The following is a 22,537-nucleotide window of genomic DNA, read 5'->3' as shown; positions in this document are numbered from 1 at the left end:
ATCGACGGCGATCCTTTGTGGAGCGCCGCCGGGCAGGGAAACTAAGGACGGCCGCGGTTGGTGCAGATGTTTGGATTGTTGATGTTCAGGTTTTCGCCGTTGCCGCTGACGAAGGTGTTCATGACCGCGCTCTTCCAGATCGCAACCAGGGGGACGAAGCCATGGGCGACGGTCGCCGCGTTGTTCACGCTCGACCCATAGTGCCTGGTCAGGAATGCCCGGATCTGACTGGCCGCGTTGGCGTCCCGATAGCACTGGCTGAAGATGAAATTGGTATAGCCGACGATGGCATAGCCACGGGTGGGGTTGGCAAATGTCGGAACCCATTCCAGAGGGTTGGCGCGAGCGGTAGTGGTAGTCGGAGGTACGACGGTGGACACGGCCGCCACGACATTGGCCGCGCTCGGCAGAAGCCCGTTCACCCGCGCGATCTTCGCATTGTCGGAAAGAGGAAGCCCCTCCGGTCCGGCATAGCCGATCGAACCGTCCACTGCATTGATCGCGGAGCGAACCTCGGCATCGCTCGATACCCCGGTCCAGTTGGCGGGCAGCGGGCCGTTGAGCGGCAAACGGGCATTGGCGAACAGCGGACCGGTGGCGAATCGCGTCGGACAGATACTGTTCAGGTGACGCGCCAGCAACTCGGTGGTGCCGCTGCCATCGACACGGTAGACGATGCGAATCGGCGTGGTGTCGCCGCTGCCCAGCAGTTGCCCCCAGGTAGTCCTGGCGCCGGAGAAGACATCGCACAATTGCAGGCTGCTCAAGTTGAGCGCTGTGGTTCCAGCCTTCCGATAGGGAACGACCACCGGAGTGACCACCGAGGGAATCTGGATCAGCGGACCGTATTCTTCGTTGAAGCGCACGAGGTAGTCCAGCAGCTCGACGTTCCGCAGCACCGAGTCACTTCCGGCGTAGTGCACGCTGCCGGTCGCGCCGAACAGCACCGGGTCATTGGTCAGGAAGGCCCGCTTGCCGGCACTGCTCCCCACCCCCTCATAGCTGAAAGTAGCCGGCAGAATGCTGTCGGGAGAGCCTTTGTAGAGCGCTTCCGGCAGCGTGGCGCCACCACCGGTCACGGCCAGGGCCGCCTGGCTGGCGAAGAGCGTCAGTGCAACGACGCCAAGCATTGGCTTGAGCATGAAAACCTCCTGGGTTCCCCACAAGAAAAAAGACCGGCAGCCACAGGGCTGCCGGTCCTCGTATCGATTCGCCTAGGCGAAGCGCTTACGGGCGGCCTTTGGTGTTGCAGACGTTGGTGTTGCCGATGGCCAGGTTTTCGCTGGTGCCGGTGTAGAAGGCGCTCACGATGGCGCTCTTCCAGGCCGGAGTCAGCGGGATGAAGCCATGGGCGGCAACTGCGGCGTTGGTGGTGGTGCCACCGTAGTGCTTGTTGATGAAGGCGCGGACGTCGGTGGAAACGCTGGCGTCCTTGTAGCACTGGCCGAAGACGAAGTTGGTGTAACCGACGATGGAGTAGCCGGCGCTCGGATTGGCGAACACCGGAACCCACTTGCTGGGATCGGCACGGTCGGCGGCGTTGGCCGGCGGAGCCACGCTGCCCAGGGCAGTGGAAACGTTAGCCTGGGTCGGCAGGTTGCCGTTCACACGGGAAACCTCGGCGTTGCTGTTGATGTTCACCGCATCCGGGCTGACATAGCCGAGGGAGCCGTTGGTTGCCTTGACGGTCGACACCACGGTGGAAGTGGCGGCGACGCCAACCCAGTTGCTCGGCAACGTACCGCCGGCCGGCAGACGGGCGTTGGTAAAGGTCGAGTTGGTGGCGAAGCGAGTCGGGCAGATCGAGTTCAGGTGGCGGGTGAACAGTTCGGTGGTGCCGCTGCTACCGGTGCGGTAGACGATGCGGATCGGCGTGCTGTCGGTAGTGCCCAGCAGTTGACCCCAGGTGGTCTTGGCGCCGGAGAAGGCGTCGCAGAGTTGGGCGCTGGTCAGGTTGAGCGTGGTGTTGCCGTCCTTGCGATAGGGCACGGTGACCGAGGTGGCTACCGACGGGATCTGGATCAGCGGACCGTAGGTGCCGTTGTAGTTGCTGTTGTAGGTGGTCAGTTCGCTACCGCTCAGGACCGAGTCGCTACCGGCATAGTGAACGGTACCGGTGGTGCCGAACAGCGAGGAGTTGTTGGTCAGGAAAGCGTTCTTGCCGGTGCCGCTGCCGGTCACGGCATAGCTGAAGTTGGCCGGCAGGATGCTGTCGGCGGAGCCTTTGTACAGCTCGGCCGGCAGGGAAGCGCCACCGCCGGTGACGGCCATGGCTTGGGCGGATACGAGGGCGGCCACGCTCAGCGAGGCAGCGATCAGAGAGCGCTTGAACATGAAGAATCTCCTTTCATCGTGGTGTTGGTACGTTGAGGAAGTCGTCTTGCATGAGGCGGCGCCGTGCTTGCCGGGCTTTGCATCCCTAGCCGGTCGAAGGGGCCGCTGGGGATAAAACTCGCAAGTTCCGGTGACAGATCGGGGAAAAAATCTCGGGAGCATCGAATTGTTTTCGCAGCCTTTCCTCGGGTGTTCGCAGGCTCTGCACCGGGCCTTTTCGCGGGACCTGCGAGGTTCCGCGAGCGCCTCCCGGCGGCCAGCCCGCGACGGCCATGGCGCGCCCTCGGGGCAACCTCGCTGAAACATGCACCCGAGCCCTGGCGAGAGGCCACACGGGTTGATGACAGCGAGAGGAAGGCCTGCTTGCACAGGCCCCTCCCCTAGGGCGGATTACGCCAGCGGCGTTATCCGCCGATACCTCTCTTCGGAAGACTGCTGAGACGCCCCATCCCCACGGCGGATAGCCGCGAGCGGTTAATCGCCCAGCACGGGAAGGGCTTGTTCAGGCACGGACTACTGGACCAGTTGGTTCATCTCTATGATCGGCATCAGCACCGCCATCACGATGGTCAGCACCACCCCGCCCATGACCACGATCATCAGCGGCTCGAGCAACGCGGTCATGCCCATGGCGCGGCGCTCGATGTCGCGCGACAGGGTCTGCGCCGCGCGGTCGAGCATCGGTGGCAGCGCACCGGTCTTCTCGCCGCTGGCGATCAGGTGGGTGAGGATCGGCGGGAACACCTGCCGCGTGCGCAGCGCCGAGGCCAGCGAGACACCTTCGCGAACCTGCGCGGTGGCCTCCTCCACCGCCTGCGCGAGGCAGTCGTTGGCCAGCGTCTGGCGCGCCGCATCGAGCGCGCGCAGCAGCGGTACGCCAGCGCTGCCGAGGATCGCCAGGGTGGAGGCGAAGCGCGCGGTATTCACCCCGAGCACGAAGCGTCCGAGCAGAGGCAGGCGCAGCACTCGCCGGTGCCAGCCGAGCCGCGCCTGCGGGTCGCGCAGGTACAAGCGCCAGCCCCAGTAAGCGCCACCGATGGCGCCGGCGCAGAGCCAGCCCCAGGCGCGCACGAAGTCGCTGGCCTGGAGCATCGCCCGGGTCAGCGCCGGCAGGTCCTGGCGCGCCTGGGAGAAGGCGCTGACCACCTGCGGCACCACGTAGCCGAGGAGGAAAATGACGATGCCGATGGAGACCACGCCGACCACCGCCGGGTAGATGAACGCGGTGAGGATCTTGCCGCGCAGGGCGTTGCGTTCCTCGATGTAGTCGGCCAGGCGCTCCATCACCTGGGCCAGGTCGCCGGACTCCTCGCCCGCAGCCACCAGCGCCCGGTAGATTTCCGGGAAGTCCCGCGGCCGTGCGGCAAGGGCGTCGGCCAGGCGCATGCCGCCGCGCACGTCGCTGCGCACGGCGCTCAGGGTCTGGGCGATGTGCTTGCGCTCGGCCTGGTCGAGGGTGGCGCTCAGCGCCGCCTCCAGCGGCAGGCTGGCGGCCAGCAGGCTGGCCAGCTGGCGGGTGGCCCAGGCCAGGTCGCCGTCGGACAGGCGCGGGGCGAACAGCGCGCCCGCCCCTTGCCCGGCCCCGCCGCCAGCCTGCTCGCGGACCTCCAGCGGGGTCAGGCCGCGGGCGCGCAGTTGGCCGAGGGCGCCACGCTGGCTGTCCGCCTCCAGGGTGCCGGTCTCGATCCGGCCCTGGGCGTCGGCGGCTTCGTAGCGGAAGGTCTGCATCAGGCGTCCCGGGTCACGCGGAGGATTTCCTCCAGGGTGGTGGAGCCGCTGGCGATCCAGCGCTCGCCGTCCTCGCGCATGCTGCGCATACCGGCGGCGCGGGCGGCTTCGCGGAGATCCTGCTCGGCGCGGCCCTGGTGGACCAGGCGGCGGATCTCGTCGTCGATCACGAACAGCTCGTGGATGCCGGTGCGCCCGCTGTAACCGGTCTGGTTGCAGGCCGGGCAGCCGACCGCGCGCCAGCCGCCGTCCTCTTCGACCCGGCAATGCGTGCACAGGCGCCGCACCAGGCGCTGGGCGAGTACGCCAAGCATCGACGAGGCGAGCAGGAACGGCTCGACACCCATGTCCACCAGCCGGGTCACCGCCGACACCGCGTCGTTGGTGTGCAGCGTAGCCAGCACCAGGTGCCCGGTGAGCGAGGCCTGCACGGCGATCTGCGCGGTTTCCAGGTCGCGGATCTCGCCGATCATGATGATGTCCGGGTCCTGCCGGAGGATCGCCCGCAGGGCTACGGCGAAGGTCATGTCGATGCGCGCGTTGACCTGGATCTGGCTGATCCCCGGCAGGTCGTACTCCACCGGGTCCTCGACGGTGAGGATGTTGCTGGTGCTGGCGTCGAGCCGCGCCAGGGCGGCGTAGAGGGTGGTGGTCTTGCCGCTGCCGGTGGGCCCGGTGACCAGCACGATGCCGTGCGGCTGGCGGATCAGGTTGTCCAGCGGCGCCAGCACGCCCGGGGCCATGCCCAGAGTCTCCAGCCTCAGGCGTCCGGCCTGCTTGTCGAGCAGGCGCATCACCACCCGTTCGCCGTGGCCGGTGGGCACGGTGGAGACGCGAATGTCGATCGGCCGCCCGGCTACCCGCAAGGCGATGCGGCCATCCTGGGGCAGGCGTTTCTCGGCGATATCCAGCTGCGCCATGATCTTGATCCGTGACACCAGCGCCGCGTGCAGCGCCTTGCGCGGCGCGACCACGTCGCGCAGGGCGCCGTCGACGCGGTAGCGCACCACCGAATGGGTCTCGAAGGGCTCGATGTGGATGTCGCTGGCCTCATCGCGCGCGGCCTGGGTCAGCAGCGCGTTGATCATGCGGATCACTGGCGCGCCATCCTGGGTGTCGAGCAGGTCGGTAACCTCGGGGATATCGTCCATCAGGCGGTCGAGGTCGACCTCGCTCTCCGCCGCGCCGACCACCGCCGCGGCGCTGCCGGTATCGGAGTAGGCGCTGGCCAGCAGGGTGTCGAGTTCGTCGTCGCGGACGCTCTCCAGGCTGGCCAGCGCATGCCGCTGGCGCACCTCGCTGATCGCCCAGCCGGGCGTGCGCGGGCTGACCAGCAGGGTCGCGCCATGCTCGCCCGGCCGCAGCAAGGCGCGCTGCGCCTTGGCCCAGGCGTAGGGCAGCAGGCTCATAGCGGCGGCGCCTCGCCCAGCGGTACCGCGCGCAGCGGCCGCGGACTCGGGCGCAAGTCGTAGGCGGCCTGCGGGATGCCCTGCTGCGCCGGCGGCAGCACCGGAGCCTGCATGTCGCCGACGCTCCAGTCGTGGCGCGGCTGCACGCGCTGCTGGGCGCGGCGGATGAAGTCGTAGCGGTTGAGGGTGATGCTGCGCCCGGCGGCGGCGTCGCGGACGATGTAGGGACGCAGGAAGACCATCAGGTTGGTCTTGGTCCGCGAGCGCTTCTGGTAGCGGAACAGCGAGCCGACGCCGGGGAGGCTGGAGAGTCCGGGAACGCCGTCGGTGTTGTCCTGCACGTTGTCCTGCAACAGGCCGCCGAGGACCATGATCTGGCCGTCGTCGAGGAGGATGCTGGTATCGATCGCGCGCTTGTTGGTGACCACCCCGGCGGCGGTGCTGGCGCGCTCGTCGACGCTGCTGACCTCCTGGTAGACGTCGAGCTTGACCGTTCCTCCCTCGGAGATCTGCGGACGGATGTTCAGCTTCAGGCCGACGTCCTCGCGCTGGATGGTCTGGAACGGGTTGTTGCTGGTACCGCCGCCGTCGGTGACGTACTGGCCGCTGACGAAGGGTATGGTCTGGCCGACCATGATGCTCGCCGACTCGTTGTCCAGGGTCAGCAGGTTCGGGGTCGACAGGACGTTGGTGCCGCCGCGGCTCTTCAGCGCCCGGGCGAGCACCTTGAGGTCGAGGATCTTGCCGATCCCGGGGATGTCCACGGTGCCATCCACCAGGCCGATGTTGAGCCCCTTGGGCAACACGTCGATGGTGTTCTTGCCGGCCGTGTTCAGCGCCGACTGGCCGAAGTTGACCCCGCCGAACACGCCGTTGCCGCCGAGGTTGCCGGCCTGCCACTGGATGCCGAACTCGCTGGAGTCGTCTTCGCTGACCTCGACGATCAGGCTTTCGATCACCACCTGGGCGCGGCGCTGGTCGAGCAGGTCGATGACTTCGCGGAGGTTGCGGTACAACGGCTCGGGTGCGGAAATCAGCAGGGTGTTGGTGGTGGCGTCGGCCTGTACGGTGACCCCGCCGGCGGAGAACGCCGAGTTCTCCTCGCCCATCGCACCGGGTCCGGCGCCGCCCTGGCCGCTGCCCATCGCACCATAGGCGCCGCCGCTGCGGTTGCTGCCGCCCAACCCGCTGGAACCGCTGCCCGTGGTATTGCCGCTGGTTCCCAGGCCCTGGCTACCAGTACCGCTGTTGCCGCCACCGAGCATGCCGCCGCCGCTCAGGCGCGCGCGCTGCTGGTCGCCCTCGTTGCCCTCGCCGCCGCTGTCGCCGGTGATCAGTCCGCGCAGGGCCTGGGCCAGGCGGGTCGCCTGGGCGTTGCGCAAGTAGACCACATGGAGGTTGCCGGGATTGCTTTGCACGCTGTCCAGCTTGCCGATCAGGTCGCGCGCCAATTGCGTGCGCTCGGGGCTCGGCGAGCGGATCACGATGCTGTTGGAGCGTGGGTCGGCGAGCACCACGGTCTTCTGGCCCTGCTCGGCGCCGCCGCTGCCCTGGCTGTCGAGCAGTTCGGAGACGGTGCTGGCGATGTCCACCGCGATACCGTTCTGGATCGGCACCACGTCGGTGTCGCTGGCGCTGGGGATGTCGATGCTGGCGATGATCCCGGCGACCCGGTCGAGGTTTTCCGCGTAATCGGTGACCACCACGGTGTTGTTCCCCGGATAGGCATTGATCGGGTTGTTCTGCGCGACGATCGGGCGCAGCACCGGGATCAGGTTCACCGCGTTCTCGTAGCGCAGGCGGAAGGTCCGCGTGACCATGCCGTTGGCCGCCGGCCGGTCGGCGCCGTAGACCGGCCCGCCGAGCAGCTTGGCGTCGGCCTCCGGCACCACCTGGCTGACCCCGTCGACGTCGACCACGCTGAAGCCCTGCATGCGCAGGGCGCTGGTGAGCATGCGGTAGGCGGTGCGCGCCGGCACCTGGCCTTCGGAAACCAGGGTCAGCTTGCCCTTCACCCGCGGGTCGACCAGGAACTGCCGGCCGGTGGCGCGCGACAGCGCGCGCACCACCGCTTCCACCTCGGTATCGACGAAATTCAGGCTGACCGGCTGCTCGCCGAGTTCGGCCGCTGTCGCTGAGACCGGAGCCACGCCACCGGAGCGCGCCACGCCGCGTCCGGCACTCAGCGCGCGGCGGGCCTGCTCGGCCTGGGGCCGCTCGCGGACGTCGGCGCTGCGCAACGGCGCACCGGAGCGGACACTGCTCAGCGGCCGGCCGACTTCCTCGTCGGCCGGGGGCACGCCGGGGACCTTCGGCGTCTCGCTACACGCCGCGACCAGCAGCGCGCCCAGCGCCACGCCCAGTACAGGCCAACGACGCCGGGCATGGTGGAAAGCTGATTGCCTCATGGGGAATCCTTGGGAGCGGAAGTCGACTGCAAATGGATCGAGGCGGACACCAGCCCGCCGGACGGCTCGCTCGAAGAGCCAGAGCGCTCCTCGGAAGGAGCGTCAAGACGCGTCACCTGCGCCTCGCTGACGCTCAGGCGCAACGCCGCCGGACTGCGCGCCAGCCAGCGCAGTAAGGCCTCGCCGGACACGCTGGCGAAGTCCAGTTGCCATTGGCCCGGTTGCGGGGCGTCCAGTTGGAAACCGTCGAGTCCCTGATCGCGCAGGCTGCGACGGATCGCCTCGGCGTCCGCCGTACCGCTCAGGGTCGGACCGCGCAACGCCTCGACCTCGCGCAACACGCCGTCCACCGCCGCGGCCTGCGCACGCAGGCGCGGCAGCTCGGCTTGCCAATGCTCGATCCGCGCCAGCGGCGGATCGATGAACACTTGCCAGGTCAGCGCCAGGCATAGCGCCAGGCCACCGCCGGCGAGAATCTTGCGCTCGCGCGGCGCCAGTTGCCGCCAGTAGGCCTGCAGCCGCAGCAGCAGGGGACTCCAGCGCTGCGCCGGGGTATTCAGCAGGCCCGCCAGGCGCTTATTCATCTTCATCGGCAGCCGCCTCGGCAGTGCCACTGTCTGCCGCGCCAGCGGCCGGCGCTGGCGGCGCTTCCATTGCGCGCACCTGCCAGCCCTTGTCGGAGGCATCGGCCTGCAACCCGTGCTTGCCCAACTCGCCCTGCCAGGCAGCGGCATCGCCGCCTGGCGGTCCCGGCAGCAGCTCCAGGTCCAGTTCGCCGGCGTGGTAATCCAGTCGTTGCAGGCGTCCGGCGAGGAACGGCATCGCCTCGCCGGCGCCATGCAGCAGCGCGGCCAGCCCCGGTACGGCATCGCCATCGGCCTTGCCGGCCAGATAGGCGTCGCGTCGCTCGCGAGCCTGGCGCAGCGGATCGAGCACCACCGGCAGTTCCGGGAAGGCCTGCTGCACGCGTTGACTGCTCTGCCGTTGCAAGGACTGGCCCTGCCCGGCCAATTGCCCAGCGTACAGGTTCAGGCCGGCGACCCACACCAGCAAGGCCAGGGCTGCGCAGACCAGGGGCATCTTCCAGGTGCCGTTGCCGGCGCTCGTCGCCGGCGCTTTCAGCGCCAATCCCCACGGACTGGCGGGCCCGCTCCAGCGCAGCGCTTCGTCCAGCGCCTCGGCCCGCTCCAGGGCTGCGGAGCGCCACGCCGGTCGCTCGCCCAGCCAGAACAGTCGCAACTCCTGCGGGACCTCAGCGAGGCCCTGCTCCGGCAAGGGATGGACCGCAGCGTCGCTCAGCGAGCGGCGCAACAGCAGATGGCCGTCCCACTCGCCGGCCACCCAAGCGTCATCGCGCAACGGCAGGAGGAACGGCGCGGCCTGCACCTCCCGCACGTCGAGCCGCAGCCGCTGCACGGCCTGCTCCAGCGAGGCCAGCGCCGACGCCTCCAACCACCCCAAGGTCAGGCGCCCGTCGGCGCCGCGCGGGCCGTGGGCCAGGCGTAGCTGCGCCGGATCGCCGAGGACCAGCGCCTCGGCCGCGCAGTTCACCGCGGCGGCGAGCTTCGCCGCAGGCAGCGCCGGCAGTTCGAGACTGACCAGGCGGCAATCGCGCGGATGCAGGAACAGCGCCACCGGCAACCCCTGGCGTCGCCGCGCCAGTTCCGCGAGCGAGGCCTCGATTCGTTCCTGCACCGCGCCGCGCGCATCCAGGCGCAGGCAATGCAGCGGCGCCGCCTCGGCGAACTCGCTCAGCGGCGGCAGCAGGCAACGCCAGGTGGCTTTCATGAGCCCACCCTCACCCAGTTGACCGCCGTGCTTTCACCGGCCTTGCGCTGCACCAGGGCTTGCAGGCGCACCTCTTGCCGGTCGCGCCGAGCATAGGCGGTGAGCAGGAACCAGTCGCTGGTGATCCCGACCTTCACCGACTGCGCCTGCAATTGCGGCATGTTCAGGCGGTTGACGAAGTCGCCGCGATTGAGGAACCAGCGGCCCCGGTCGCGCTCGCCGAGCACCCGCCGCGCCTGGTCCAGCCCGAGGCCGGGGACACAGGCGGCGAGCACTTCGGCGCGCGCGGTGTTGCCGTTGATCCAGGTGGTTTCGGGCAGGATGGTGACGTAGGGCCGCAGGCGCTCCAGGGTCGCCGGCGGAATGCCCAGCCGGGCCAGGTCGTCGAGACGCCTAAGCGCCGGCATGCGCGCCGGAAGCGCACGCAACACGGCGCCCGGCGAAGTCTCGCGGCCGCTGTCGAAGCCTGCGGGTTGCGTCTCGGCCGGCGGCGCTTCGGCGGGCAGCCGTGCATAGGAATCGAGTACCCGCTCGACGATCAGCCGCGTCTCCTTCGGGCGCACGCCGAGCAGACCGGCGAGGCGTTCGAAGTTCGCTCGCTCCTGGAGATCGGGGCGCTGGTCGACCAACAGGTTGCGCAGGTTGAACTTGCCCTGCTCGTCTTCCAGTTGGCCGTTGAACGGCAATTCGGCGCTGCTCAGACGCAAGCCACGCATCGGTTGCGCCCAGCGCTGGTCGAGGCGGGTCAGCGGGTCGCGGCGGCTGTCCTCGAGCAGCAACTGGCGGCTCCATTCCAGGCCGCCGCGCAGCATCCAGCCGGCCTGGATGCGTAGCTGCTCGCTTTCCAGGGCGCGGATGAATGCGCTCTGGCGGGCGATCAGGCCGGCGGCTATGACCGCGACCACGGTGACGATCAGCAGCGCGCTGATGATCGCCATGCCGCGCTGGCGATGACCGTTCATGGCGCGCTCAGAGCTGCCAGGAGCCGATGTCGGCGTTGATACCCTCGCCGCCCGGCTGCCCGTCGGCGCCGAGGGAGAACACGTCGATCTCGCCGTTCACGCCGGGATTCAGGTACTGGTAGGGCTTGCCCCAGGGATCGTTGGGCAGGCGCTCCAGGTACGAGCGCCAGTTGCTCGCCGAGGCATCGGCAGGGCGCTCCGCGAGCACCTTCAAGCCCTGCGCCTGGCTCGGATAGCGGCCCTGGTCGAGGCGATAGAGCTTGAGCGCCTGCATCAGCCCGGAGATGTCCTGGCGCGCCGCGGTGGCGCGGGCCTGGTCGGGACGGTCGAGCACCTTGGGCACCACCATCGCGGCGAGGATGCCGAGGATCACCACCACCACCATGATCTCGATCAGGGTGAAGCCCCGCTGTCCCCGATGTCCTTTCGGGCTGGAGCTGAACTGCACGACATCCATCTCGACACTCCTCGGCATGGTTCGATTCGCCGCGGATTGTTTCAGGAAGATATGTCAACGATATTGAAAATCCTCGGGTGCGCCGCTCTTCCGGAGGCGCCCGCAAGGCCCTGGAGCCGGGCTTTCCGGCAGGCGCCGGGGATGGCTCGCGGGAGCGCCCTCCCGAGCTTTTGTCAGGGATCGGTCAGATTTCCCGGCTAGCCTGGAGGTCCCCTTTCGCCGACCTTCCCGCGATGTCCACGCGCCTGTCTTCCCGCGGTTTCACCCTGATCGAAGTGCTGGTCGCGCTGGCCATCGTCGCCATCGCCCTGGCCGCGGCGATCCGCGCGGTGGGCCTGATGACCGACGGCAATGGTCTGTTGCGCGACAAGTCGCTGGCCCTGCTGGCAGCGGAGAGCCGGCTCGCCGAGCTACGCCTGGGCGTCGGCGCGGCTCCGGGAAACAGCGATTTCGAATGCTCCCAGGGCCGCCTGCGGTTGTACTGCGAACAACGCGTCGAGGCCACCGACGACCCCGCGCTACTCTGGGTGGAAATCCGTGTGCGCACGCAGCGCGAACAGGCGGTGCCGCTGGCGCGCCTGAACACCCTGCTGAGCCGCTCCCGGTGATCTCAACCGCGCTTGAGGGTAGCCAGCGGCGGCGGTTCGGCGAGCCGCTGCATGGGCACCCGGCGAACCTCGCCGTTCTGCTCGATGAGCACCGCGTCGGCCTCGATCCGCCGCACCTTCGCCGCACGTGCCAGGACCTCGCCCTCGCGATAGGCCTGGGCCGGCGCGCCGTTCACCGAGAGGATGGCGATCGCCGCGGGACCACCGCTGATCAATCCCGCCAGTTGCACCTCGACCTCACCGGAAGGCGCCGCGAACCAGCGTTGAGCGGCGTCCTCGCCGCTGGGCGGCGGAACGTCGGCGACCTCGGCCTGGACCACGCCGGGAATCGGCGCCAGCAACAGATAGCCCCAGAACAGCAGGCCGGCGAGGATCGCCAGCACGGCGGCGAACTGGACCAGGCGGGGCGGATCGATACGGGGCATGGCCGGCATGGCGGGGCTCTCCTGGCGTATGGGCGACGGGCGCCACGAACGGCGCCCCGGCACCAGCCTAGCGCGGAATTCTCTCCGTTATGTTTCACACGCCGATCATCTTCGTCGGGCACTCTGGAAACCTCTCTCTTCGCGGAGCGGCATCCGGTGAGGCGACCCCGGCAAGGCGGTTTCACCCTGATCGAACTGATGGTGGTGCTGGTAATCGTCGGCATCGCCACGGCGGCCATCAGCCTGAGCGCCCGCCCCGACCCGACGGGTCTGCTGCGCCAGGATGCCGCGCGCCTGGCGCGGTTGCTGGAAATAGCCCAGGGCGAAGCGCGGGTACGCGGTACGCCGATCCTCTGGCAGCCCAGCGCCAAGGGCTATCGCTTCAGCCCGCAGGCCTATCGCGGCAAGACCGACGCCTTCGCCGCCGACACCGAATTGCGCGCGCGCGATTGGCAGGCCGCGCCGCTGCGGGTCAGCGTGCGCCCGCCGCGACCGGTGTTGCTGGACGCCGAATGGATCGGCGCGCCGTTGCGGATAACGCTCTCCGACGGCCAACACAGCGTCACCGTGCTGCGCGAGGCGAACGGCCATGTCCGGGTACACTGAACGCGCGACGACGCGGCGCCGGCAAGCCGGCTTCACCCTGATCGAGGTGATGGTCGCGATCATGCTCATGGCCATCGTCAACCTGATGGCCTGGCGCGGCCTGGACAGCATCGCCCGGGCCAGCGCGCACCTGGAGGACAGCACCGAGCAGGGCGCCGCGCTACTGCGCGCGCTGAACCAGCTGGAGCGCGACATCGCCCTGCACAGCGCCATCCGGGAGGAGACCGGCCTGCCCAGCGGCGACGAGCCGATCCGGGCCGGCGACAGCCTGCCGCCCGGACTCGCACTGAAGCGCCTGAGCGAGATTCCATTGCGCCTGGACATCGTCCGCGCCAGTACCGAGCCAGGCGCGCCGCTGCAGCGCGTGCGCTGGTGGCGACAGGGCAAGATCCTCTACCGCGCCGCCTCGCCCAGCGGCGACCGCCTGCCGTTGCCGCCGCTGGCGGAGCGGGTGGCTGTGCTGGACGACGTGAGTCGGTTCGAGATCCGTGCCTGGGTGCCGGGAAAGGGCTGGACGCGCCTGCCGGCACGCAGCAAAGTCCGCGCCAGCGGACTGGAGATCAGCCTGGCGCGGGTCACCCGCAACGGCGTGGAGCGCTATCGACGGGTGGTGGCCCTACAATGAAGCGGTGGCTCAGCCGAGCAGCACCACCCCGCCCGGCAGGCGGGTGACCTCGATGCCATAGGCATCGCGGATCAGGGTCGCCACGTCGGCCAGTTGATCGAGGCTGAAACGGGCCTGGACCCGGCGTCGGCCAAGGGCCTTGTCCAGCAGCAGGAGCATGCCGGGACGGTAGCGGTTGATTTCGTCGATCACCGTGGCCAACGGTACGTCGTTGAACACCAGCATGCGCTCGCGCCAGGCCATCACCTCGGCAACGTCGAAAGGCACCGGCGGACCGTTGCGTCGCTCGTCGAAGGTCAGCTGCTGGCCGGCCTGGAGGTCCAGGCGCTGGCCGAGGTGTTCGAGCCGCACGCTGCCCTCCAGGCAGGTCACCACGCAGACGTCACCGCTGCTGCGCACGTTGAAGCGGGCCCGGCTGGCGCTCAGCCAGGCGCTCCCGGCCATCACCCGCAGGCTGCTCTGCGGCGGGTGGCTGGCGATGATCTCGGCCTCGCCGCCGAGCAGTTCGATGGTTTCCTGCTGCTCTTGATTGCGCCGCACGTTCAGGCGGGTGCGGGTGTTCATCTCGATCCGCGTCTCGCCGCTCACCTGCACCTGGCGTTGCTCGCCGACCGCCGTGACGTAGTCGGCGCCGCCCAGGCCATGGTCGAGCAGCGACGGGCGCAAGACGAACAACGCCACCGAGGCGGCCAGCGCACCGCCGACGAACCAGCGACGACCGAAACGCCTCGGCGCGATCTGCGCCACGGCCGGCGACTCCAGCGGCAGAGCGGCGGCACTGCCGAGTGCCTGCCAGAGATCGCGCGCCTCGACGAACGCTCGCAGGTGTTGCGGGCTGCGCGCACACCACTGGCGGAAGGCCCGCGCGTCGCCCTGGGTGACGCGTCCGGAGGTCAGGCTGATCACCCAGGCGTGCGCTTCGTGGCGAAGGTCGCCGGTTTCATCGGCGGCGGAGTCTGAGGCTGTCATGACTGTGCTGTACGGACACCGGAATGGCTCATGGGATGGATATGGCGGCGGTTTTCCACCTGCTTATGCTTATGACGGTTTTCCGGCCCCGGGACCGAACCTCTGGATGACTTTTCTTTCCAGGCGCTCCGCGCAGAACCACAGGGCGGCCTTGAGTTCCTTCTCCACGGTGCGGGTGGAAATGCCGAAGCGACGGGAGATTTCCGCATGCGGCGTCTCTTCCAGGCGCGAGGCGATGAGAATCTGCCGACGCCGCGCCGGCAGTTCGCAGAGCGCCTCCAGCAGGCGACGGATCTCGGCGTGACCGCCGACGATGCGCTCCGGGTCGAGGCCTTCGTCGGCCACCTGCAACAGTTCCGCCACCTCCTCCCCGGTGAGCAGGCGGGCGTCGCCCTCGCGGCGGTCGGCGGCAATGTTCAGGGCAATGCGGAACAGGTAGGCCTGGGGCTTCTTGACCTCCAGGGCATCATCCAGCCGGTCGACTCTCAGGTAGGTTTCGTGCAGCACGTCGCACGCCAGGTCCTCGGAGCCCAGGCGCCGTTTCAGGCGCGCCTTGAAGTCGTCGTAGGAGGCGAGGAACAGCCTCACCATCGCGCTTTGCCGCGAATCGCTCATGACCCTCCCACTCCCTCCGTCAGCTTGCATTCCATGGCCTTGCCCGTCGTCTTCGGCAGCAACAGGATGGTCAGCGGCTGGGCCAGCGTAGCGGGCGTCGCCTGCATCACCCGCACGCCGCGCAGGCTTTCCACCAAGGCGCTGTCCCGCTGCGGGTCGCCGGTCGAGCCGAGCAGGCGACTGTGGCGAACCTCGCCGAAGCGACCGATCCAGAGTTGCAGCACCGCGCGATAGGTACCCGGACGAGTGCGCGGCGACCGGCACAACTGTTCTTCCAGCGCCGCCTGGACCGCTCCCGCGTAGCGCCGATCCAGCGGCTGCTCGACCTTCGGCATCTCTGCCGGCAGCGGCGCAGCGTTCCTGACGGCCTGCGCCGGCAGCAGGGTGAACGCTTCCTGGCTGGTGTAGCGCGCCATCAGGCCGGTTCCGCCGAGCAGTCGGGTCAGGGCGTCGCTGGCGGTGAAGCGCCCCTGCAAGCGGGCCGAGCGCCGTCCACGGGCCAGTTCGCCATCCACCAGAACCGCCATTCCCGTCACCCCGCTGTAGGTCACCAGCGCCGATGCCAGGCTCTGCGGAGGAATATCGAACGCGTGCACCGCCAGGCGCAACGGCGGCCTGCCGCCATCGCCCGGCACGGCGCCGGACGCCGGCAGCAGCATGCCGAGACCGAGCAACGACACTGCGCACGACCTTGCCACCCCGAGGATCGACATCAACGGATTCCAGTCCGAACTACCCGGTTCAGGCCAGATGGCCATCACCCAGGAGGGACATCCTGATGGCACTGTGTGACTGTGGTGTGACGGTACCTGCGGTGACATGTTTTCACCGATTGCCGTATAAGCGGGAAACCACCATCCCAGCGCGGGAGAATCGCCATGCACCGTTCATCGCAGGTTCTGCCGGCCCTGATCCTGGGCCTGGCCATGAACGCCACCCTGGCCGACGAGCCGACGCCGCCGGCGAACTGCATCAACACCGAGGTCAACGGCTACCAGGCTTTGTCCTATGAATGCCTGAGCCAGCAGATGGCCGATCCTGACAGCGCGGCCAGGGCCCGCCGCGAACAGGAGCTGGATTCCGCCGCCATCGTCCGGCGTCCGCCAAACCAGCTCGGCCTGTACAACCAATCGGCGACGCGCATTCGCCTGGGCACCTCGTTCGGCAACTCAGTGGAAGCGCAGCGGCCGCCTCGCTAAGGGCCTCCGCAGGTCCGCGTTCCTGGCCGGCGGCGCAAGACAGAAAACCCCGGCAACCAGGCCGGGGCAATCGTCGTCGGCGAGGTTGGCCGCCGATCAAAGGACAAGGAACGCCCCTCAGGCGAAGGTACGCTCCAGCAGGTCGCCGAAACGATTGAAGGCATCGCTGGCGCCCTTGGCGGCCAGGCGCTCTTCCTCCTCGTTCAGCTCGATGCCGTCGAGGATCGCCACGAAGCTCTTCCAGCCTTGCGCGCGGCCGCCTTCCGGCTCGGCCAGATGGCGGGCGCCGAAGTTCTCGTCGAGTTCGAGCGCGGCGGCTTTCTTGAACAGGAACGCAGCGCCCAGCTTCGAACCTTCGGAAACGAACAGCCAGCCCAGTGCCTCGGCCAGGCTCAGGTCGGCCTCGCGCACGCTCTGGTCGCCCTCCGGCACCGGATGGCCGAGGTCCGCCAGGTCTGCACGAGCGGCGTCGTCGCGGGCGCGGGAAGCCAGGCCGGGGAACAGGCGGGCCAGCGCTTCGTTGCGATAAAGCGGCTCCAGGTCATGCTGGAAGAGGTACTGGGCGGCGACGAAGCGGGCGAAATTGTCCCGGCTGGCGAAGGGTTCCTTGCTCTTCACCAGGCTCTCCAGGCGCTGGTGCGGCTCGTTGGTCAGCAGGTTGAGGCGTTGCGAACGCAGGTTTTGCCGAGTGGATTCAGGGGCCAGGGTATCCATAGGGAATTCCTTTCGAGGGACGGAACGCACTGGGCCGACATAGCGTGCCCAGGATTAATAACGATTCTCAATTATATTCGTTATTGAATCTCAATGTCACAGGAAAGGATGCCGACCGACTGCCATTGACCAGAAAAGGACTACAGCAAATACTGTATTTACATACAGTATTCGAGTTATTTCCTTGGCCTCCCTTTCATCCGTAGCCGACATCACCCCACCCGCAGCCGTCGCCGGACGAGGCAATGGCATAGCGCTGAGTGCGCTGCTCGACGCACGTAGGATCTGGAAAGGCCAGTCCGCCGTGCCGGCCGGCGCTTCCCTGCCCACCGGGCATGCGCGCCTGGACGCACTGCTGCCCGGCGGCGGTTGGCCGGAGCATGCCCTGAGCGAAATCCTCCATGCCCGCGACGGTGTCGGCGAACTGCAACTACTGATGCCGACCCTCGCTCGCCTGACCCAGGCGCAACGTCGCGTCGTCCTGGTCGGCGCACCCTACGTACCCTATCCGCAGGCCTGGCTGGCCGCCGCGGTCGACCTGCGCCACCTGGTCCTCTTGCAGGCCAGCGGACGCGACGCCTTGTGGGCTGCCGAACAGTGCCTGCGCTCGGGCAGTTGCGCCGCTGTGCTGTGTTGGCCGCAACAGGCCGACGACCGCGCCCTGCGCCGCCTCCAGGTCGCCGCCGAAAGCGGCCAGGCCCTGGGTTTCGCCTATCGTCCCCTGCGCGAAGCGGTCAACCCTTCGCCGGCAGCGCTACGCCTGTGCATCGAAACCCGCCCCCCACGCCTGCGCATCCTCAAGTGCCGGGGCGGCCTCGCGCCGGCGACCGCCCTGCCAGCCAGCGCCTGGCAATGAGGCGGCCATGCTCTGGGCTTGCATTCTCCTGCCGCAACTGGCCATGGACAGCGCGCTGCGTCAACGGAACAATCCCGACGCACCGCTGGCGCTGCTCGGCGGCCCAGCGCAGCGCCGGCAGTTGCAGGCGGTCAACCCAGCGGCACGCGCGCTCGGCCTGAGGCCCGGTCAATCGCTGATAGCCGCCCAGGCCCTGAGCCGGGACTTCGCCACGGCGGAATACGACCTCGCCGCCGTGGAGCGCTGGCAGGCCTTCCTCGCCGCCTGGGCCTACGGTTTCAGCTCGCAGGTCAGCCTGCACTATCCGCGCGCGCTGCTGCTGGAAGTGCAGTCCAGCCTTGCCCTGTTCGGCCCCTGGCCACGCTTCGAGGCCCGCTTGCGCAAGGAACTCACGGCGCTGGGCTTCCGCCATCGCCTGTGCCTGGCGCCGAACCCGGTGGCGGCGAGGGTCCTGGCGAACAGCCACGACGGCCTGGCCATCGAGGACGAGACAGCGCTGCAACGCCAGTTGTCCGCCCTTCCGCTGGACCGCATGGGACTCTCGCGGGAGCTGGCCGTCGCCCTCGGACGCATGGGACTGCGCCATCTGCGCCAGGTCCTCGAGTTGCCGCGCGCCGCCCTGGCCCGTCGCTTCCCGGCCGAACTGCTGTTGCACATCGACCGCCTCTGCGGCCGCAGCCCACTGGCGCTGGAGCACTACCGGCCGCCGGACACCTTCGACCTGCGCATCGAACTCAATTTCGACGTGGAATCGCACCAGGCCCTGCTCTTCCCCCTGCGACGGCTGAGCGCCGATCTCGCCGCCTTTCTCGCCGGACGCGACAGCGGCGTGCAGCGCTTCACCCTGCATCTAGAGCATCACGGGCGCGCCGACAGCCAGGTCACGGTCGGCCTGCTCAGCGCCGAACGCGAGGCGGCGATGCTCTTCGAACTGACCCGCGGCCGTCTCGAACAGCTGCAACTGCCCGCCCCCGTGCATGCCGTGCGCCTGGAGGCCCGCGAGCTGCCTCCTTTCACGCCGCAGCACCGCGAACTGTTCGACGAGCGCCCACAGCAGTATCTCGGCTGGGAACAGTTGCGGGAACGCCTGCGCGCACGACTGGGCGACGAGGCGGTACAGGGCCTGAGCGCCGTCGCCGAACACCGTCCGGAGCGAAGCTGGCGGCCGCACAGCTGCGACAGGGCGCAATCGCCGGCAGCCTGCGGCCTCCGACCCGGCTGGCTGCTGGCGGAGCCACGCCTCCTCGGCGAGGCCTTGCCCACCGTGCTGACCGGCCCGGAGCGGATCGAGTCGGGCTGGTGGGATGGCGAAGACATCCGCCGCGACTATTACCTGGTGGAAACCCGCAGCGGACAACGTGCCTGGGTCTATCGCGAGGTCGGTAGCGAGGGGCCGCTGTGGCTGCATGGCTGGTTCGCATGAGCGCCTACGCCGAACTGCATTGCCTGTCCAACTTCAGCTTCCAGCGCGGCGCCTCCAGCGCCACGGAACTCTTCGCCCGTGCAGCGCGCCTGGGCTATCGGGCCCTGGCGATCACCGACGAATGCAGCCTGGCCGGTATCGTGCGGGCCTGGCAGGCGGCGCGGGAGCACCATGTACAACTGATCGTCGGCAGCGAAATCCGCCTCGAACAGGGGCCCAAGCTGGTCCTCCTGGCGGAGGACCTGGAGGGCTACCAGAACCTCTGTCGCCTCATCACCCGCGGCCGGCGACAAGCCGACAAGGGCCACTACCGGCTGCTGCGCGAAGACCTGCAACAGCCGCTCGCCGGCCTGTTGGCGATCTGGTTGCCGAACGACCATGGGGACGAGCAGGCTGCCTGGCTCCGCGAACGCTTCCCCCAGCGCCTTTGGCTGGGCGTCGAGTTGCATCGCGGCGCCGATGACGATGCCCGCCTGGACAAACTGCTCGCGCTCGCCTCGCATCTCCGGCTACCGCCCGTGGCCTGCGGCGACGTCCACATGCACGCCCGCGGCAGGCGAGCCCTGCGGGACTGCATGACAGCGATCCGCAACCATCTGCCGGTCAGCGAGGCCGGCGCCTATCTCTTCCCCAACGGGGAACGCCACCTGCGCACCCTGGAGGCCCTGCAGGGGATCTACCCGCAAGCCCTGCTGGCGGAAACCCTGAAGATCGCCGAACGCTGCCGGTTCGATCTGGAACAGCTGAAATACCAGTATCCACGCGAATTGGTACCGGCCGGACACGACCCGGCGTCATGGCTCCGCCATCTCACCGAACAGGGCATCGCCAGGCGCTGGCCGAACGGCGCGAGCGCCAAGGTCCGCAAGCAGATCGAGAGAGAACTCGAGCTGATCGCCGAACTGGGCTATGAAAGCTATTTCCTCACCGTGCAGGACATCGTCGCCTTCGCCCGGGGCCGGGAAATCCTTTGCCAGGGCCGCGGCTCGGCGGCCAATTCAGCAGTGTGCTTCGCCCTCGGCATCACTGAGTTGGACCCGGACCGGACCAACCTGCTGTTCGAGCGCTTCCTTTCCCGCGAGCGCAACGAACCACCGGACATCGACGTGGATTTCGAACACGAGCGCCGCGAGGAGGTCATCCAGTACGTTTTCACACGCTACGGACGCCAGCGCGCGGCGCTGACCGCGGTGGTCAGCACCTACCACGGCGCCGGCGCGGTGCGCGACGTAGCCAAGGCCCTGGGTCTGCCGCCCGAGCAGGTCAACGTCCTGGCCAACTGCTGCGGCCGCTGGAGCGACCAGGCCCCCAGCGCCGAACGCCTGGAAGAGGCCGGCTTCGATCCGCAGAGTCCGATCCTGCGCCGGGTGCTGGCCCTGACCGGCGAGTTGATCGGTTTTCCGCGCCACCTCTCGCAGCACCCCGGCGGCTTCGTCATCTCCGAGCAGCCATTGGACACCCTGGTCCCGGTGGAGAATGCGAGCATGGCCGAACGCACGGTGATCCAGTGGGACAAGGACGATCTCGACGCGGTCGGCCTGCTCAAGGTCGACGTCCTCGCCCTGGGCATGCTCAGCGCCCTGCGCCGCAGCTTCGACCTGATCCACGCGCTGCGCGGCGGCAAGCGGTTGAGCATCGCCAGTATCCCGAGCGAAGACCCGGCTACCTACGAAATGATCAGCCGCGCCGATACCATCGGCGTGTTCCAGATCGAGTCGCGCGCCCAGATGGCCATGCTGCCACGCCTGCGCCCGCAGAAGTTCTACGACCTGGTGATCCAGGTCGCCATCGTCCGCCCAGGGCCGATCCAGGGCGACATGGTGCATCCTTACCTGCGCCGGCGAAACGGAGAAGAGCCGGTGGCCTATCCGTCAGCCGAACTGGAGGAAGTCTTCGAACGAACCCTGGGCGTCCCGTTGTTCCAGGAACAGGTCATGGAACTGGCGATCGTCGCCGCCGACTACACACCGGGCGAGGCGGACGAACTGCGTCGCTCGATGGCCGCCTGGAAGCGTCATGGCGGCCTGGAACACCACCGCGAGCGGCTGACCCGAGGCATGCTCGCCAACGGCTACGAGGCCGACTTCGCAGCGCGCATCTTCGAGCAGATCAAAGGCTTCGGCAGCTACGGTTTCCCTGAATCCCACGCCGCCAGCTTCGCCCTGCTCACCTACGCCAGCAGTTGGTTGAAACGTCACGAGCCGGCGGCCTTCGCCTGCGCCTTGATCAACAGTTGGCCGATGGGCTTCTACAGCCCCGACCAGTTGCTCCAGGACGCCCGCCGTCACGCCCTGCAGACACGCCCGGTGGATGTCCGCCACAGCGGTTGGGATTGCAGCCTGGAGTCGTTTGGCCAGGCGCAACCGGCCATACGCCTTGGCCTGCGGATGATCCGAGGCTTTCGCGAGGAGGATGCCAGGCGTATCGAGCAGGTCCGGGAGGCCGAGCCGTTCCTCGACGTGCACGATCTCGGCCGACGCGTCAGGCTCGACGCCCGGGCCCTGGAGTTGCTGGCCGATGCCGGCGCCCTGCGCGGTCTCGCCGGACACCGGCACAAGGCGCGCTGGGCCGTCGCCAGCGTCGAGCCGCAATTGCCGCTGTTCGCCGAAGGGACCGTCATCGAAGAGAGCACGGTCAGCCTGCCACTGCCTTCGCGCGGCGAGGAACTGCTGAGCGATTACGCTCTCCTCGGCACCACCCTCGGCCCGCATCCGCTGAAACTCTTGCGTGGACAGCTCAAGGCCCGCCGCTGCCGCGACTCCCGCGAACTGGCGAAACTGGGACATGGGCGACCGATACGGGTCGCCGGCCTGGTGGTCGGCCGGCAGCGCCCACAGACCGCCAGCGGCATCACCTTCATCACCCTGGAAGACGAGTTCGGCATGGTCAACGTGGTGGTCCGACACGACCTTGCCGAACGGCAGAGGCGGCCATTCCTCGAGTCCCGGCTGCTGCAGGTGGAGGGCATCCTGGAGTCCTCCGGCGAGGTGCGCCACGTCATCGCCGGGCGCCTGCATGACCTGAGCCCTCTACTCACCGGCCTGGACGTCCGCAGCCGGGATTTCCATTGAGACAAAGAAAAAGGCAGCTCGAGAGACGAGCTGCCTTGGGATGGCCAACAGGGATGGCCACGAAGGGGGGAGCGCTCAAGATACTGTTTATTCATACAGTAAATCAAGCGATTCCCTTCATCGGAAGCCACCTTTTGTCTTTCTCCTCGAAGCGAGGCTCTAACTCGCGGATCGGGATCGGTACGGCGAACGCAAGAGCGCCAGCGCCATGCGGATCCGCCCGGACTCTCGCTACGCTAGACGCGAAAGAGGACATGCCAGGAGGGGTTCGGCAAGGTGAACAGGAAGCACGCCTTTTTCCGCGCGCAAAAGCAAAACCCCTGGTCATCGCTGACCAGGG

At 68.4% G+C, this 22,537-nt stretch carries 21 protein-coding genes; 7 read left to right on the top strand and 14 right to left on the bottom strand.

All coding sequences use genetic code 11. The annotated features are described in order from the left end of the window. Positions 1-41: 41 nt before the first annotated feature. The 9 genes from LT948_RS00105 to gspG form a co-directional block, all read right to left on the bottom strand. Complete coding sequence (locus LT948_RS00105) at positions 42-1,142, bottom strand: substrate-binding domain-containing protein (RefSeq protein WP_003163324.1); 1,101 nt, start codon at positions 1,140-1,142, stop codon at positions 42-44. Positions 1,143-1,227: 85 nt separating this feature from the next. Then, entirely contained in the window at positions 1,228-2,334 is a 1,107-nt protein-coding gene (gene lapA / locus LT948_RS00100) for an alkaline phosphatase LapA (RefSeq protein WP_003116534.1), read from the bottom strand. Between the two features lie 513 nt (positions 2,335-2,847). After that, on the bottom strand, positions 2,848-4,062 hold the full coding sequence (gspF, locus tag LT948_RS00095) for a type II secretion system inner membrane protein GspF (RefSeq protein WP_022579875.1): 1,215 nt from the start codon (positions 4,060-4,062) through the stop codon (positions 2,848-2,850). Continuing rightward, positions 4,062-5,471: a type II secretion system ATPase GspE gene (gene gspE, locus LT948_RS00090; RefSeq protein WP_003120811.1), complete on the bottom strand. Its 1,410-nt coding sequence runs from the start codon at positions 5,469-5,471 to the stop codon at positions 4,062-4,064. The genes gspF and gspE overlap by 1 nt, the downstream gene beginning before the upstream one ends. Then, on the bottom strand, positions 5,468-7,879 hold the full coding sequence (gene gspD / locus LT948_RS00085) for a type II secretion system secretin GspD (protein WP_073656952.1): 2,412 nt from the start codon (positions 7,877-7,879) through the stop codon (positions 5,468-5,470). The genes gspE and gspD overlap by 4 nt, the downstream gene beginning before the upstream one ends. After that, entirely contained in the window at positions 7,876-8,469 is a 594-nt protein-coding gene (locus LT948_RS00080; protein WP_009315211.1) for a type II secretion system protein M, read from the bottom strand. Before LT948_RS00080 ends, gspD begins: the two co-directional genes overlap by 4 nt. Continuing rightward, a complete protein-coding gene (gspL, locus tag LT948_RS00075) occupies positions 8,456-9,667 on the bottom strand; it encodes a type II secretion system protein GspL (RefSeq protein WP_103119330.1) in 1,212 nt (403 codons plus the stop codon). The genes LT948_RS00080 and gspL overlap by 14 nt, the downstream gene beginning before the upstream one ends. Next, positions 9,664-10,629, bottom strand: a complete 966-nt coding sequence (gene gspK / locus LT948_RS00070) for a type II secretion system minor pseudopilin GspK (protein WP_003085351.1) — start codon at positions 10,627-10,629, stop codon at positions 9,664-9,666. The genes gspL and gspK overlap by 4 nt, the downstream gene beginning before the upstream one ends. Positions 10,630-10,636: 7 nt before the next feature. Then, positions 10,637-11,086, bottom strand: a complete 450-nt coding sequence (gene gspG, locus LT948_RS00065) for a type II secretion system major pseudopilin GspG (protein ID WP_003085349.1) — start codon at positions 11,084-11,086, stop codon at positions 10,637-10,639. 233 nt (positions 11,087-11,319) lie between these two features. On the opposite strand from gspG, the gene gspI reads away from it, so the two are divergent. Continuing rightward, positions 11,320-11,694: a type II secretion system minor pseudopilin GspI gene (gene gspI, locus LT948_RS00060; protein WP_003085347.1), complete on the top strand. Its 375-nt coding sequence runs from the start codon at positions 11,320-11,322 to the stop codon at positions 11,692-11,694. 2 nt (positions 11,695-11,696) lie between these two features. On the opposite strand, the gene LT948_RS00055 is transcribed toward gspI, so the two are convergent. After that, positions 11,697-12,128 (bottom strand): type II secretion system protein N, encoded by a 432-nt coding sequence (locus tag LT948_RS00055; RefSeq protein ID WP_003085345.1) that lies wholly within the window; start codon positions 12,126-12,128, stop codon positions 11,697-11,699. A 147-nt stretch (positions 12,129-12,275) separates the two neighbouring features. On the opposite strand from LT948_RS00055, the gene gspH reads away from it, so the two are divergent. Both gspH and LT948_RS00045 read left to right on the top strand, forming a co-directional pair. Further along, on the top strand, positions 12,276-12,725 hold the full coding sequence (gene gspH, locus LT948_RS00050; RefSeq protein WP_003111910.1) for a type II secretion system minor pseudopilin GspH: 450 nt from the start codon (positions 12,276-12,278) through the stop codon (positions 12,723-12,725). After that, positions 12,709-13,350: a PulJ/GspJ family protein gene (locus LT948_RS00045; protein WP_073656951.1), complete on the top strand. Its 642-nt coding sequence runs from the start codon at positions 12,709-12,711 to the stop codon at positions 13,348-13,350. The genes gspH and LT948_RS00045 overlap by 17 nt, the downstream gene beginning before the upstream one ends. Before the next feature lie 9 nt (positions 13,351-13,359). Here the strand turns inward: LT948_RS00045 and vreR are convergent, their stop codons facing one another. The 3 genes from vreR to vreA all read right to left on the bottom strand — a co-directional run bounded on the left by vreR (position 13,360) and on the right by vreA (position 15,647). Then, positions 13,360-14,319 carry an anti-sigma factor VreR gene (vreR, locus tag LT948_RS00040; protein WP_003141154.1) on the bottom strand — a complete coding sequence of 320 codons (960 nt, stop codon included), beginning with the start codon at positions 14,317-14,319 and terminating at the stop codon, positions 13,360-13,362. A 69-nt stretch (positions 14,320-14,388) separates the two neighbouring features. Further along, positions 14,389-14,934 carry an RNA polymerase sigma factor VreI gene (gene vreI / locus LT948_RS00035; protein WP_073656950.1) on the bottom strand — a complete coding sequence of 182 codons (546 nt, stop codon included), beginning with the start codon at positions 14,932-14,934 and terminating at the stop codon, positions 14,389-14,391. Next, on the bottom strand, positions 14,931-15,647 hold the full coding sequence (gene vreA, locus LT948_RS00030) for a TonB-dependent outer membrane receptor VreA (RefSeq protein ID WP_003120815.1): 717 nt from the start codon (positions 15,645-15,647) through the stop codon (positions 14,931-14,933). The genes vreI and vreA overlap by 4 nt, the downstream gene beginning before the upstream one ends. A 165-nt stretch (positions 15,648-15,812) precedes the next feature. Here vreA and LT948_RS00025 point away from each other — a divergent pair, with 165 nt between their 5' ends. Continuing rightward, on the top strand, positions 15,813-16,133 hold the full coding sequence (locus LT948_RS00025; protein ID WP_003116538.1) for a hypothetical protein: 321 nt from the start codon (positions 15,813-15,815) through the stop codon (positions 16,131-16,133). Between the two features lie 117 nt (positions 16,134-16,250). Here the strand turns inward: LT948_RS00025 and pigA are convergent, their stop codons facing one another. After that, on the bottom strand, positions 16,251-16,847 hold the full coding sequence (pigA, locus tag LT948_RS00020; protein WP_003085321.1) for a biliverdin-producing heme oxygenase PigA: 597 nt from the start codon (positions 16,845-16,847) through the stop codon (positions 16,251-16,253). Between the two features lie 250 nt (positions 16,848-17,097). Between pigA and imuA the strand changes: the two genes are divergently transcribed. From imuA to dnaE2, 3 genes are read left to right on the top strand one after another with little or no spacing between them, the layout of a single operon-like run. Further along, positions 17,098-17,703: a translesion DNA synthesis-associated protein ImuA gene (imuA, locus tag LT948_RS00015; RefSeq protein ID WP_031627677.1), complete on the top strand. Its 606-nt coding sequence runs from the start codon at positions 17,098-17,100 to the stop codon at positions 17,701-17,703. A 7-nt stretch (positions 17,704-17,710) separates the two neighbouring features. Further along, positions 17,711-19,126 carry a Y-family DNA polymerase gene (locus LT948_RS00010; protein ID WP_073656949.1) on the top strand — a complete coding sequence of 472 codons (1,416 nt, stop codon included), beginning with the start codon at positions 17,711-17,713 and terminating at the stop codon, positions 19,124-19,126. Continuing rightward, the gene (gene dnaE2 / locus LT948_RS00005; protein ID WP_103119329.1) at positions 19,102-22,197 is read left to right on the top strand and encodes an error-prone DNA polymerase; all 3,096 of its coding nucleotides are present in this window, start codon (positions 19,102-19,104) and stop codon (positions 22,195-22,197) included. The genes LT948_RS00010 and dnaE2 overlap by 25 nt, the downstream gene beginning before the upstream one ends. Positions 22,198-22,537 lie beyond the last annotated feature (340 nt).

The sequence above is a fragment of the Pseudomonas sp. CP-1 genome (assembly GCF_021213715.1).
In the GTDB taxonomy this organism is placed as follows: domain Bacteria; phylum Pseudomonadota; class Gammaproteobacteria; order Pseudomonadales; family Pseudomonadaceae; genus Pseudomonas; species Pseudomonas aeruginosa.
The sequence above is the reverse complement of the archived record's forward strand: the minus strand, read 5'-3'. Positions and strand labels throughout refer to the sequence as shown.